Here is a 14,276-nt window from a genome sequence, read left to right on the forward strand (position 1 = left end):
AATATTTGTGAGCGAACTCATTCGAGTACCTGACATCGGCAGCGGTGAAGGTGAAGTTATCGAACTGATGGTCAAGGTTGGCGATCGTATTGAAGCCGACCAGAGCATCCTGACGCTGGAATCGGACAAGGCGAGCATGGAAATCCCTGCTCCCAAGTCCGGCATCGTCAAAAGCCTGAAAGTAAAGCTGGGCGACCGCTTGAAAGAGGGCGACGAACTGCTGGAGCTGGAAGTCGAAGGTGGCGCTGCGGCCCCTGAAGCGCCAGCCCCGGCTGCAGCTGAAAAGCCTGCTGCCGCACCTGCTGCCGAGGCCCCTGCGGCTCCGGCCGCTGCTGCACCGGCCAGCTCGACCGTGCAGGACATTCATGTCCCGGACATCGGTTCGTCGGGCAAAGCCAAAATCATCGAAATCCTGGTCAAGGCCGGCGATACCGTCGAGGCTGATCAATCGCTGATCACCCTCGAATCCGACAAGGCCAGCATGGAAATTCCATCGCCAGCCGCCGGTGTGGTTGAAAGCATTGCGGTCAAGCTGGATGACGAAGTCGGCACCGGTGACTTTATCCTCAAGCTCAAGGTAGCAGGCGCCGCGGCGCCGGCTGCTCCAGCACCTGCTGCAAAAGCTGAAGCGCCTGCCGCGCCTGCTGCTGCCGCACCGGCACCTGCGCCTGCCGCCAAAGCCGAGGCAGCCCCTGCCCCGGCCGCCGCGCCTGCGCCAAAAGGTGCCAAGACCCATGCCGGCCCTGCCGTTCGCCAACTGGCGCGCGAGTTTGGTGTCGAGCTGAGCGCGGTCAGCGCAAGCGGTCCGCACGGTCGCGTGCTCAAGGAAGACGTGCAGGTGTACGTCAAAGCCATGATGCAGAAGGCCAAGGAAGCACCGGCTGCCGGCGCAACCGGCGGCGCAGGCATTCCTCCGATTCCGGTTGTCGACTTCAGCCGTTTCGGTGAAGTTGAAGAAGTGGCCATGACCCGCCTGATGCAAATCGGCGCGTCGAGCCTGCACCGCAGCTGGCTGAACATCCCGCACGTGACTCAGTTCGACCAGGCTGACATCACCGAGCTGGAAGCTTTCCGCGTCGCGCAAAAAGCCGTCGCCGAGAAAGCCGGTGTGAAACTGACCGTACTGCCACTGCTGCTCAAGTCCTGCGCTCACCTGCTCAAGGAAATGCCGGACTTCAACAGCTCGCTGGCGCCAAGCGGCAAGGCAATCATCCGCAAGAAGTACGTGAACATCGGCTTCGCCGTGGACACCCCGGATGGCTTGCTGGTCCCTGTGATCAAGAACGTCGATCAGAAGAGCCTGCTGCAACTGGCAGCCGAAGCTGCTGCACTGGCCGCTAAAGCCCGTGACAAGAAGCTCACCGCTGACGACATGCAAGGCGCTTGCTTCACCATCTCCAGCCTCGGCCACATTGGCGGCACCGGCTTCACGCCGATCGTCAACGCGCCGGAAGTGGCGATCCTGGGTGTTTCCAAGGCAACCATCCAGCCAGTCTGGGACGGCAAAGCCTTCCAGCCGAAACTGATGCTGCCACTGTCGCTGTCCTACGATCACCGTGTGATCAACGGTGCTGCAGCAGCGCGCTTCACCAAGCGCCTGAGCGACTTGCTGGCCGACATCCGCACCATCCTGCTGTAAGCCACGTCCCGGCCTTCTTCACCGAAGGCCGGGGCAACGCACTGTTTTCCGAGCGCCACGCTCGTACCTCAACCCCGCCCGTTTGGCGGGGCTTTTTTTTGCCCGGAGTATCGTGAATCCGTTGCATTGCGCCGCCCCGGACGCGTAAAACGAGGGCACGCACTTACAAAATTTGTAATCCCCCCTATCGTCCTTCAGAAGCGCCCTCGTCGGCCGATAACCTTGGGTAGCAGATTGCCCGTACGCAATCCACATCTGTGAAGCGAGTGTCTCAATGAAAAGCCAACCCGATGCTGCCCTGCGCATGGCAGCCGAGGTCGTAACGCAGTTGCCCGTGCCTTTGCGGCCCGACGTGCCGCGTTTCGCACGGCTCAATGAAGCCAGCTCGGCTCCGCTGGCCGACCTGGAAAGCCAAAACTCTCGCCTGCAAATCGCTCTGGAACTCAACCAGCACGCCCAGCAAGAGCAACTGCAACACTTGCGCACGGCGACCAACGCCCTGCACCTGTTCCAGCGTGCGGTCGAGCAGAGTGCCAACGCCTTTTTGCTGGTCAATTGCGAAGGTGTGGTGGAGTACGTAAACCCCAGCTTTACCGCAATCACTCAGTACAGCACCGAAGAAGTTCAAGGCCAAAAACTGTCCGAGCTGCCCGCCCTTGAGAACCTCAGCGACCTGTTGTTCGATGCGCACTCAAGCCTGAGCAAAGGCAACAGTTGGCAAGGTGAATTCAAAAGCCGACGCAAAAACCTGGAACCCTACTGGGGCCAGATGTCGATTTCCAAGGTCTATGGCGACAATCGCGAGCTGACCCATTACATCGGCATTTATGAAGACATCACCGGTGCAAAGCTGGCCCAACAGCGTATCGAGCGCCTGGCCTATACCGACAACCTGACCAACCTGGAAAACCGTCCGGCCTTCATCCGCAATCTTGACGAACGCTTTGCCCGTGACAGCACCACCCCGGTTTGCCTGCTGCTGGTGGACATCGACAACTTCAAGCGGATCAATGACAGCCTCGGCCATCAAACCGGCGACAAACTGCTGATCAGCCTCGCCCGCCGCCTGCGCAACAGCCTGAGCCCCGGCGATGGCCTGGCGCGTTTTGCCAGTAACGAATTTGCCGTGCTGCTCAATGACACGACTATCGAGACCGGCCAACAGACAGCCAGCCAGCTGCTGATGACCCTCGACAAACCCATGTTCGTCGACAACCAGTTGATCAGCGTCACCGGCTCCGTCGGGGTCGCCTGCGCGCCGCTGCATGGCCGCGAGCCGCAAACCCTGATGCGCAATGCCGGCCTGGCCCTGCACAAGGCCAAAGCCAACGGCAAGCATCAGGTGCAAGTGTTTACCGAGACGTTGAATGCCGAAGCCAGCTACAAGCTGTTTGTGGAAAACAACCTGCGGCGCGCCCTGACACAAAACGAACTCGAAGTGTTTTACCAGCCCAAGCTCTGCTTGCGTACCGGACGGCTGCTGGGCATGGAAGCCTTGCTGCGCTGGAATCACCCCAAGAACGGCATGATTCGCCCTGATCAGTTCATCAGCGTGGCCGAAGAAACCGGGCTGATCATCCCCATTGGCAAATGGGTCGCCCGCCAGGCCTGCCGTATGAGCAAGCAATTGAGTGCCGCCGGCCTGGGCAATTTGCAAGTGGCCATCAACGTATCGCCCAAGCAGTTCGCCGACCCCGACCTGGTCCCCTCGATTGCCGGCATCCTCAAGGAAGAACAACTGCCCGCCACCCTGCTTGAGCTTGAATTGACCGAGGGCCTGCTGCTGGAGGCCACTGCCGGCACCCGCCAGCAATTGGAGCAACTCAAAGCACTCGGTCTGAGTCTGGCCATGGACGATTTCGGTACGGGCTATTCCTCGCTCAGTTACCTGAAGAAATTCCCGATCGATATCATCAAAATCGACCGCAGCTTTATCAACGATATCCCGGACAACCAGCACGATATGGAGATCACCTCCGCCGTGATCGCCATGGCTCACAATCTCAAGCTCAAAGTGGTTGCCGAAGGCATCGAAACCGCTGCACAGTTAGCGTTCCTGCGTCGCCATCGCTGTGATGTGGGCCAAGGCTATCTGTTCGATCGCCCCATCCCCGGCAGAGAGCTGGCAGAGAAGCTCAAACGCTATCCACGCGGCCCGGCCTGACAGCACCGGAACACTCGGGCACACTGATGGCCTAACTCCCTACACGCTGACTGAGAGGACTTGCAACATGGTCTTGCGCTCGGAAATCCTGGTGAATAAAAACGTGTTACCCACTAAAGAACAAGCATTGCCCGGCCGCACCACCTTCGTGGAGCTGCCCGAAAAACACTTCGTAACCGGTGAACCGCTGCTGGGTCCATTCCTGGGCAATGTAGGCTTCGCCATTTTTGGCCTGGGTTGCTTCTGGGGTGCAGAACGCAAGTTCTGGCAACGTGAAGGCGTGGTCAGTACCGTCGTCGGTTATGCCGGCGGCTACACGCCAAACCCGACGTACGAAGAAGTCTGCTCGGGGCTGACGGGCCACACCGAAGTGGTGCTGGTTGTCTACGATCAGGACAAGGTCAGCTACAAAGAGCTGTTGGCGATGTTCTGGGAGCTGCACAACCCAACCCAGGGCATGCGTCAGGGCAACGATATCGGCACGCAGTATCGTTCGGTCATCTACTGCACGACGCCTGAACAGCTGGAAGAAGCACTGGAGAGCAAGAAGGTCTTCCAGGCCGAGCTGGAAAAGGCGGGGCTGGGCGCCATTACCACTGAAATCGAACAAGCCCCGACGGTGTACTTCGCCGAGGCCTACCATCAGCAATACCTGGCAAAGAACCCAGAAGGCTATTGCGGCATTGGCGGCACAGGCGTGACCTGCCCGATCTGATTCGACTGTAACCGCTGCTGAGGGGGCGACAAGGCCCTCAAATAGCGGGGCGCTTCGCCCCCCCCTTCGCAGCCTGCGGCAGCGGCAACAGAGCGCCCGACTCTGCCGCTGCTACAGATTGCGGCAGGGTTTACTCAGCGATCAACCATTCCATCTGCCAACCGCCCTGGGTCTGGCCGAGTTTTTTGGCCAGCCATGGCAGCAGCTCGCGCAGCTCTTCTTCCAGGCCCCACGGCGGATTGGCAATGGCCAGGCCCGAGCCATTCAGGCTGTTCGGGGTGTCCAGCGGATGCACGAACAACTCCACCTGAAGCAGTTTCGGCGCGCCTGAGCCCGCCAGATCCTGATAAAAACGGCGCAGCTGGCGCTTGTCCTTGATCGGATACCAGATCGCGACCACGCTCTGGCGCATGCGGCTGATCGCGTCTTTCAACGACTCGGCGCAGCGCTTCATTTCATCGAGCTTTTCAAACGGCGGATCAATCAGCATCAGCCCCCGTTTTTCAGCCACTGGCAGCAGCGCACGCGGCACATGCCAGCCTTCGCCCAGATGCACGGCCACGCGACGGTCGCCACGCATGTTGTCTTTCAGCATCACACCGTCTTCAGGGTGCTTTTCGTTCAGCAGCACGCGATCCTGAGAGCGGGTCAAGCGCCGCGCCAGCTCAGGCGAACCCGGGTAATAGCGCAGTTCGCCATCGGGGTTCATCTTGTGCAACACCTGCATGTAATCAGCAGTCACCGCGGGCAGGTCTTTCTGACCCCACAAGCGCGCGATGCCCTCCAGGTACTCACCCGTGCGATTGGCCTGGTCGCCTTTGAGGTCATACAGACCAATACCGGCGTGAGTATCGAGGTAAGCAAAAGGCTGCTCTTTACGCGACATCAGGGCGATGAGGCGGGTCAAGACCACATGTTTGAAGACGTCGGCGTGGTTGCCGGCGTGGAAGGCGTGACGATAATTCATGATTGCTCCTGCGCAGGTGGCGAAGTTTACCTGTTACAGCGCATCACCGTCAGGGGTTAAGCCGCGGGTAGCGCCCGACGGCAGCCTGAAACCGTGCCAGGCACCGGTTACAGGCAAAAAAACGGCCCGCCTTTTAAGGGGCGGGCCGTTTTCATCTGCGATCAATTGAGCCGTGGCTCAAAGGACTCAGTGGTTTTGCTGGAAATCTTTTTCGGCAGCGTCGAAACGCTCAATCATCTTCTTGCTTGGGCCTTGGCCCATGATGCTGACCACATAAATGGCCAAGCTGGCGAAGATGAAGCCCGGGATGATTTCGTACAGACCCAGCAGCTCAAAGTGCTTCCACACGATCACAGTGATGGCGCCGACCACAATACCGGCCAACGCACCATTACGGGTCATGCCTTTCCACAGTACCGAGATCAGTACCACTGGACCGAAAGCAGCACCGAAGCCTGCCCATGCGTAGCTCACCAGACCCAGTACACGGTTCTCAGGGTTGGCAGCCAGCGCGATGGCAATCAGTGCAACCGCCAGAACCATGATCCGGCCAACCCAAACCAGCTCCCGCTGAGAAGCATGTTTACGCAGGAAGGTTTTGTAGAAGTCTTCGGTCAGGGCGCTGGAGCACACCAGCAACTGGCAGCTCAAGGTGCTCATGACCGCCGCCAGGATGGCCGACAGCAGGACACCGGCAATCCACGGGTTGAACAGCAGCTTGGCCAGTTCGATGAACACGCGCTCCGGGTTTTCGGTCACAGGACCGGCTACTTCCGGGTGCGCCGCGAAGTAGGCGATACCGAAGAAGCCAACACCCACGGTACCGGCCAGGCACAGGATCATCCAGGCCATGGAGATGCGACGCGCCTTGGCAATGGACTTGACCGAATCGGCCGCCATGAAACGCGCCAGGATGTGCGGCTGACCGAAGTAACCCAGACCCCAGCCCATCAGCGAGATGATGCCGATGAAGGAGGTGTTTTTCAGCATGTCGAAGTTGGTTGGATCACTGGCTTCGATGGCCAGGAATGTGGTGTCAACGCCACCGGTGGCCAGGAGCACGAAGATCGGCGTGAGAATCAGCGCGAAAATCATCAGGGTTGCCTGAACGGTGTCCGTCCAGCTCACTGCCAGGAAGCCGCCGATGAAGGTGTAAGCGATGGTCGCTGCAGCACCCGCCCACAGGGCTGTTTCGTAGGTCATGCCGAAGGTGCTTTCAAACAGACGGGCACCGGCCACGATGCCGGAGGCACAGTAGATCGTGAAGAACACCAGGATCACAACGGCCGAGATAATCCGCAGCAGCCCGCTTGTATCTTCAAAACGGCTGGAGAAATAATCCGGCAGGGTGAGTGCATCACCGTTGTGTTCGGTCTGCACCCGCAGGCGGCCTGCAACGAACAGCCAGTTCAGGTAGGCACCGGTTACCAGACCGATGGCGATCCAGCTCTCCGACAGGCCGGAAACATAAATCGCACCCGGCAAACCCATCAACAACCAGCCGCTCATGTCCGAGGCGCCAGCGGACAATGCTGTCACGACGCTGCCCAGGCTGCGGCCACCGAGAATATAGTCCGAAAGGTTATTGGTGGAGCGATAGGCCATTAGGCCAATCAGCACCATTGCCACGATATAGATCACGAACGTGATCAGGGTTGGGTTATTTAAACTCATTGAATTAAGCCCTGGCATTGTTTTTATGTTTAGCAGCGGTCTGGTTGAACGCTCACAAACGTCCTGTTTGAGACGTAGAACATTGCCGCGCATTTATGACTGACGTTTCCCCAGGAAAACCATCAGCTGATGAACCAAAAACTGAGTGTAGAGCGAATCTAACTTGTCGAGGGTTGCACCTTGGACGCGAATGCTATGCAACAAACCAAATAAGGTGCAACCAATTTCTGTCAGGGCAGTTGCACCTTGTCGTCTTTTCCTCGCAATAGCTCTTTTTTGCTCCTTTTCGGAGCAAGAACAGAGCAAAACCAATGAAAAAGCTCCAAGCCTGTGCAGCGATCCGGGCTTCACTGAAAATTCCTGACGAAGCGTCGATCAATCCACAAAAAAACGGGTTGCACCAGGTTGCACCTCTGCTTGTGCAGCGCTAATCTTGCCGCCAGCTGATGCCGCGCAGATGTGGCACCCATGAGGATAAAAATATGGCTACTACCACCCTTGGGGTCAAACTTGACGACCCGACCCGCGAGCGCCTCAAAGCCGCCGCGACCTCGATTGATCGCACGCCACACTGGCTGATCAAGCAGGCAATCTTCAATTACCTGGAAAAACTCGAGGGTGGTGCAACCCTGAACGAGTTGAGCGGCATCCCTGGCAAAGACAGTGATGACGCCGACGACGTACAGGCCGATCATGCGCATCAATGCTTCCTCGAATTCGCCGAGAGCATCCTGCCGCAATCCGTACTGCGCGCCGCGATCACTTCCGCTTACCGTCGTCCGGAACCCGAAGTGGTTCCGATGCTGCTGGAACAGGCACGCCTGCCGGCTCCGATGGCCGAAGCCACCCAGGCCCTGGCCGCCTCGATTGCCGAAAAACTGCGCAATCAAAAGAGCGCTGGCGGCCGTGCCGGCATCGTGCAAGGCCTGCTGCAAGAATTCTCCCTGTCGTCCCAGGAAGGCGTGGCTCTGATGTGCCTGGCCGAGGCGCTGCTGCGCATCCCGGACAAAGGCACTCGCGACGCCCTGATTCGCGACAAGATCAGCACCGGTAACTGGCACCCGCACCTGGGCAACAGCCCGTCGCTGTTCGTCAACGCGGCAACCTGGGGCCTGCTGCTGACCGGCAAGCTGGTGTCGACCCACAACGAAGCGGGCCTGACCTCCTCCCTGAGCCGCATTATCGGCAAAAGCGGCGAGCCGATGATCCGCAAGGGCGTCGACATGGCTATGCGCCTTATGGGCGAACAATTTGTAACCGGCGAAACCATCGCCGAAGCCCTGGCCAACGCCACGCGCTTTGAAGCCAAGGGCTTCCGTTACTCCTACGACATGCTCGGCGAAGCAGCACTGACCGAACATGACGCACAGAAATACCTGGCTTCTTACGAGCAAGCCATCCACTCGATCGGCAAAGCCTCCCATGGTCGCGGCATTTATGAAGGCCCGGGCATTTCGATCAAGCTCTCGGCCCTGCACCCGCGTTACAGCCGCGCCCAGTACGAGCGCGTGATGGAAGAGCTGTACCCGCGCCTGCTGTCGCTGACCTTGCTGGCCAAGCAATACGACATCGGCCTGAACATCGATGCTGAAGAAGCCGACCGCCTGGAGCTGTCGCTCGACCTGCTCGAGCGCCTGTGCTTCGAGCCGCAGCTGAGCGGCTGGAACGGTATTGGCTTCGTGATCCAGGCCTACCAGAAGCGTTGCCCGTACGTGATCGACTACGTGATCGACCTGGCTCGCCGCAGCCGTCATCGCCTGATGATCCGCCTGGTAAAAGGCGCCTACTGGGACAGCGAAATCAAGCGCGCCCAAGTCGAAGGCCTGGAAGGCTATCCGGTCTACACCCGCAAGGTGTACACCGACGTGTCCTACATCGCCTGCGCAAGAAAATTGCTGGCCGTGCCTGAAGCCATCTACCCGCAATTCGCCACGCACAACGCCCAGACCCTGGCCGCGATTTACCATATCGCCGGTCAGAACTACTACCCTGGCCAGTACGAGTTCCAGTGCCTGCACGGCATGGGCGAACCGCTGTACGAGCAAGTCGTGGGCAAGGTCTCCGAAGGCAAGCTGAACCGTCCGTGCCGCGTGTACGCTCCGGTCGGCACTCACGAAACACTGCTGGCCTATCTGGTCCGCCGCCTGCTGGAAAACGGCGCAAACACCTCGTTTGTCAACCGCATCGCCGACCACACCATTTCAATCCAGGAACTGGTTGCCGACCCGATCAGCAGCATCGAGCAAATGGCCACGCAAGAAGGCGGTTTTGGCCTGCCGCACCCGCGCATTCCATTGCCACGCGACCTGTATGGCAGCGAACGCGCCAACTCCAGCGGCATCGACATGGCCAACGAACACCGTCTGGCGTCGTTGTCCTGTGCCTTGCTGGCTACCGCACACAACGACTGGAAAGCGGCACCGATGCTCGGTTGCGCGTCCAGCAACGAAGCGCCGGCAGCGGTGCTCAACCCGTCCGACCTGCGTGACGTGGTTGGCCACGTACAAGAAGCAACCGTTGAAGATGCCGACAACGCAATCCAGTGCGCCCTGAACGTTGCGCCTATCTGGCAGGCAACTCCGCCCGCCGAGCGTGCCGCGATTCTGGAGCGTGCCGCAGACCTGATGGAAGCCGAGATCCAGCCACTGATGGGCCTGCTGGCCCGTGAAGCCGGCAAGACCTACGCCAACGCCATTGCTGAAGTCCGTGAAGCCGTCGACTTCCTGCGTTACTACGCCGTACAGGCACGCAACGACCTGACCAACGATGCCCACCGTCCGCTGGGCCCCGTGGTCTGCATCAGCCCGTGGAACTTCCCGCTGGCAATCTTCAGTGGCCAAGTGGCAGCGGCACTGGCAGCCGGTAACCCGGTTCTGGCCAAGCCTGCTGAACAAACGCCGCTGGTGGCTGCTCAAGCGGTGCGCTTGATGCTCGAAGCCGGTATTCCTGAAGGCGTGCTGCAATTATTGCCAGGCCGCGGCGAAACCGTTGGCGCCCGCCTGGTTGGCGACGATCGGGTGAAAGGCGTCATGTTCACCGGTTCCACCGAAGTTGCACGCTTGCTGCAACGCAATATCGCAGGTCGCCTGGATGCTCAGGGCCGCCCAATCCCGCTGATCGCCGAAACCGGTGGCCAGAACGCAATGATCGTCGACTCGTCGGCACTGACCGAACAAGTGGTCATCGACGTTGTGTCCTCGGCCTTCGACAGCGCCGGTCAGCGTTGCTCTGCATTGCGCGTACTGTGCCTGCAGGAAGACTCGGCTGATCGGGTGATCGAAATGCTCAAAGGCGCGATGGCCGAATCGCGCATGGGTAACCCGGAACGCCTGTCCGTCGACATTGGCCCGGTGATCGATGCCGAAGCCAAAGCCGGGATCGAGCAACACATCCAGGGGATGCGCGACAAAGGCCGCACCGTTTACCAAATGGCCATTGCCGACATCGAAGAGTGCAAGCGCGGTACCTTCGTGATGCCGACCCTGATTGAGCTGGAAAGCTTCGACGAGCTGGAACGCGAAATCTTCGGGCCGGTACTCCACGTGGTGCGCTACAAGCGCAAGGATATCGATCAGTTGATCGCACAGATCAACGCTTCGGGCTACGGCCTGACGCTGGGCGTACACACCCGTATCGACGAAACCATCGCCAAGGTGGTCAACAACGTCAATGCCGGTAACGTCTACGTCAACCGTAACATCGTAGGCGCTGTGGTCGGCGTCCAGCCGTTCGGCGGCGAAGGTCTGTCCGGCACTGGCCCTAAAGCCGGTGGCCCGCTGTACCTGTACCGCCTGCTGTCGACCCGTCCAAACAACGCGATCGAGCAATCATTCGCCAAGGTCGACGCCATCACCGCTCCAGACACCCAGGCCCGCGAAGCCTTGAGCAAACCGCTCGTGGCACTGCAAGGCTGGGCGACCAGCCAGCAACTCACAGCGCTTGCCGAACTGTGCAGCGAGTTCGCGGCTCACTCGCAAAGCGGCATCACCCGCCTGCTCAACGGCCCGACCGGCGAACGCAACAGCTACGCCATCCTGCCGCGCGAGCATGTACTGTGCCTGGCTGAAGTCGAAAGCGACCTGCTGACGCAACTGGCCGCCGTACTGGCGGTGGGCAGCTCGGCGGTAGTGCCTGAAAGCGACATGGCCAAAGCCCTGTTCGCCCGTCTGCCAAAAGAGGTGCAAGCGCGCATCACGCGGGTAGCCGACTGGACTCGGGACGAGGTGATCTTCGACGCCGTGCTGCATCATGGCGACAGTGACCAGCTGCGTGACGTTTGCCAGCGAGTGGCCAAGCGCGCTGGCGCCATCGTCGGTGTGCAAGGGTTGTCTCAGGGCGAAACCAACATCGCTCTGGAGCGCCTGGTGATTGAGCGCGCCTTGAGCGTCAACACCGCTGCTGCTGGCGGTAACGCGAGCTTGATGACCATCGGCTGACCACTGGCTGAACCCTGAAAAACCGGGCACTTTCGCAGGTGCCCGGTTTTTTTATGCACGCATCGAACAGCTATGTGAGCGCGAAATACCCCGCAACCATCAACGTAACAATCGCGACAATCGCGACGAAAAACAGGTACAGCCCTCCCAGCACCATCCACACCAGATTCCCGACGCTCAACACGCTGTTACTCCTGCCTTGCGGGTCATCATGCAGCAGATTGATCGCGCGCTGCGCCCCGACAAACAGCCCGGTGCCAGCGGCGATCAGCACCATGTCGGCAATAAAGACAAACAGCGTGCCCGAGAGGGGACTAAAGAACGGGCTCAACAGCACAGAGATCAAGACCAGCAGCATGATCAATAAGCCACGGGCCTCCGGGTACCACTGGCACGAACGCCCTGCCGTCTCGAGACCGTTCTGAACCTTCTCGAACAGGGAGAGGATAAGAACGGCCAGAACACCCCGCGCATGATCGGCATGATGTCGACGCCGGTGGCCGCTCTGTAGGATGCCCAATTGCGGTAGGACCAATAAAAAATGTAACCACTGCCCGTCAGCACATACAGCCACACAAACTTGCTGATCGACACGACATACAGTGCGTTTTTTGCATCATCAGACGGTATTTTCCGGTCTGACAACGGCATATCAGGTGTAGGGGTGAGCTTCATCACACATCCATGCATTAATAGAGGAGGCGCGAAGTAGACACAATCTGACCAAGATAAAAATGCCATCTAAATCTAATTATCACGTAGGAAAAATACCAACTCATTGGCTCTCCCCTCCTGACACGCCCTTCTGACAGACGCCGTTCATTTCCCTAAAAGCTTTTTGACAGCGCGCCAAGCCCACAGGTTAGAATCGCTGGCACGCAGACTGCATGTGCAGCTCGCGCCCCGCCTATCTAGTTTCCTGGAGTACTGCCTTTGAATGCGACGACCATCAACAGCCTGTTCTTGATCGGCGCGTTGCTGGTGGGTGCAAGCATTCTGGTGAGTTCTCTGTCCTCACGCCTGGGCATTCCGATTCTGGTCATCATCCTTGCGGTGGGCATGGCCGCAGGTGTCGACGGTGGCGGCATTATTTTCGACAACTACCCAACGGCCTACCTGGTCGGCAACCTTGCTCTGGCGGTGATTTTGCTCGACGGCGGTTTGCGCACGCGGGTATCAAGCTTCCGGGTGGCGTTATGGCCGGCCCTGTCGCTGGCCACGGTCGGGGTCATGATCACCACCGGGCTGACCGGCATGATGGCCGCCTGGCTGTTCAACCTAAACATGATCCAGGGCTTGCTGATCGGCGCCATTGTCGGCTCGACCGACGCCGCGGCGGTGTTCTCGCTGCTGGGCGGAAAAGGCCTGAACGAACGGGTCTCGGCGAGTCTTGAGATCGAGTCCGGGAGCAACGATCCGATGGCGGTGTTCCTCACCGTGACCCTGATCGACATGCTCGCCAGCGGCGAAACCAGCCTGCACTGGAGCCTGCTGCTCAACTTGTTGCGCGAGTTCGGTATCGGCGGCACGGTGGGTCTGGCGGGCGGCTGGCTGATGCTGCAAATGGTCAACCGGATCAACCTGGCCAACGGCCTGTACCCGATCCTGGTGATCGCGGGCGGGCTGCTGGTGTTCGCCCTGACCAACGCCCTGCACGGCAGCGGCTTCCTGGCGGTATACCTGTGCGGGCTGGTCCTGGGTAACCGCCCGATCCGCAGCCGCCACGGCATTTTGCACATGCTGGACGGCATGGCCTGGCTGGCCCAGATCGGCATGTTCCTGGTGCTGGGCCTGCTGGTGACCCCCCATGACTTGCTGCCCATCGCGGCCCCGGCACTGGCCTTGGCCCTGTGGATGATTCTGTTCGCCCGCCCCCTGTCAGTCATCGTAGGCCTGCTGCCCTTCAAAGCATTCCACACCCGGGAAAAAGCCTTCATCTCCTGGGTGGGCCTGCGCGGTGCGGTACCGATCATTCTCGCGGTGTTCCCGTTGATGGCCGGGCTGCCCAACGCACAGCTGTATTTCAACCTGGCCTTTTTTATCGTTCTGGTGTCGCTGTTGGTGCAAGGCACCAGCCTGCCCTGGGTCGCCAAGCTGCTCAAAGTCACCGTACCACCCGATCTTGCACCCATCTCCCGGGCGGCGCTGGAGGTACACGTCACCAGCGAGTGGGAGCTATTTGTATACCGCCTCGATGCGCAGAACTGGTGTATCGGTGCTGCCCTGCGTGAACTGAAAATGCCCGAAGGTACCCGTATCGCCGCACTGTTTCGTGGCCAGCAACTGCTCCACCCGTCGGGCAGTACCACCCTCGAAATTGGTGATCTGCTCTGCGTGATCGGTCACGAACATAACTTGCCGGCGCTGGGCAAGCTGTTCAGCAAGCCCCCGACCCGCGGTCTCGACCTGCGGTTCTTCGGCGACTTTGTGCTCGAAGGCGACGCCCGGCTGGGCGCTGTGTCGGCACTGTATGGCCTGAAGCTTGAGGGCATCGACCCCGATCTGCCACTCAGCACGTTCATTGCGCAAAAAGTCGGCGGGGCTCCGGTCGTCGGTGACCAGGTGGAATGGAACAACACCATTTGGACCGTCGCGGTGATGGACGGGAACAAGATAGGCAAGGTGGGCGTCAGATTCCCGGAAGGAAGTGCCCCGGGTCCCGGGTTGTTCCTCTAAACTCC

The 14,276-nt window shown here is 59.7% G+C and carries 7 protein-coding genes and 1 pseudogene; 5 read left to right on the forward strand and 3 right to left on the reverse strand.

Features of this window, described 5'->3' with window-relative positions; translation table 11 throughout:
• Positions 1–7 precede the first annotated feature (7 nt).
• The 3 genes and pseudogenes from aceF to msrA all read left to right on the forward strand — a co-directional run bounded on the left by aceF (position 8) and on the right by msrA (position 4,518).
• The gene (aceF, locus tag AWM69_RS16775; protein WP_131653668.1) at positions 8–1,639 is read left to right on the forward strand and encodes a dihydrolipoyllysine-residue acetyltransferase; all 1,632 of its coding nucleotides are present in this window, start codon (positions 8–10) and stop codon (positions 1,637–1,639) included.
• A gap of 433 nt (positions 1,640–2,072) precedes the next feature.
• A pseudogene (locus AWM69_RS16780) lies at positions 2,073–3,803 on the forward strand (putative bifunctional diguanylate cyclase/phosphodiesterase); the annotation flags it as partial.
• A gap of 67 nt (positions 3,804–3,870) precedes the next feature.
• Positions 3,871–4,518, forward strand: coding sequence for a peptide-methionine (S)-S-oxide reductase MsrA (gene msrA, locus AWM69_RS16785; RefSeq protein ID WP_218727602.1), 648 nt, complete (start codon positions 3,871–3,873; stop codon positions 4,516–4,518).
• A gap of 130 nt (positions 4,519–4,648) precedes the next feature.
• On the opposite strand, the gene AWM69_RS16790 is transcribed toward msrA, so the two are convergent.
• Positions 4,649–5,485: a 23S rRNA (adenine(2030)-N(6))-methyltransferase RlmJ gene (locus AWM69_RS16790; RefSeq protein WP_048382834.1), complete on the reverse strand. Its 837-nt coding sequence runs from the start codon at positions 5,483–5,485 to the stop codon at positions 4,649–4,651.
• Positions 5,486–5,671: 186 nt separating this feature from the next.
• On the reverse strand, positions 5,672–7,159 hold the full coding sequence (putP, locus tag AWM69_RS16795; RefSeq protein ID WP_218727604.1) for a sodium/proline symporter PutP: 1,488 nt from the start codon (positions 7,157–7,159) through the stop codon (positions 5,672–5,674).
• A 482-nt stretch (positions 7,160–7,641) separates the two neighbouring features.
• Between putP and putA the strand changes: the two genes are divergently transcribed.
• Positions 7,642–11,595, forward strand: a complete 3,954-nt coding sequence (gene putA / locus AWM69_RS16800; protein ID WP_048382837.1) for a trifunctional transcriptional regulator/proline dehydrogenase/L-glutamate gamma-semialdehyde dehydrogenase — start codon at positions 7,642–7,644, stop codon at positions 11,593–11,595.
• Positions 11,596–11,665: 70 nt separating this feature from the next.
• On the opposite strand, the gene AWM69_RS16805 is transcribed toward putA, so the two are convergent.
• Positions 11,666–12,115 (reverse strand): hypothetical protein, encoded by a 450-nt coding sequence (locus AWM69_RS16805; protein WP_218727605.1) that lies wholly within the window; start codon positions 12,113–12,115, stop codon positions 11,666–11,668.
• A 413-nt stretch (positions 12,116–12,528) separates the two neighbouring features.
• Here AWM69_RS16805 and AWM69_RS16810 point away from each other — a divergent pair, with 413 nt between their 5' ends.
• Positions 12,529–14,271, forward strand: a complete 1,743-nt coding sequence (locus tag AWM69_RS16810) for a potassium/proton antiporter (protein WP_048382839.1) — start codon at positions 12,529–12,531, stop codon at positions 14,269–14,271.
• Positions 14,272–14,276 lie beyond the last annotated feature (5 nt).

It is taken from the genome of Pseudomonas sp. D1HM (assembly GCF_019266105.1).
Taxonomy (GTDB): Bacteria; Pseudomonadota; Gammaproteobacteria; order Pseudomonadales; family Pseudomonadaceae; genus Aquipseudomonas; species Aquipseudomonas taetrolens.

Bases quoted from the DNA above. Each gene is read 5' to 3' on its own strand.
- msrA (WP_218727602.1), top strand. From the start codon at position 3,871: ATGGTCTTGCGCTCGGAAATCCTGGTGAATAAAAACGTGTTACCCACT.
- AWM69_RS16790 (WP_048382834.1), bottom strand. From the start codon at position 5,485: ATGAATTATCGTCACGCCTTCCACGCCGGCAACCACGCCGACGTCTTC.
- putA (WP_048382837.1), top strand. From the start codon at position 7,642: ATGGCTACTACCACCCTTGGGGTCAAACTTGACGACCCGACCCGCGAG.
- putP (WP_218727604.1), bottom strand. From the start codon at position 7,159: ATGAGTTTAAATAACCCAACCCTGATCACGTTCGTGATCTATATCGTG.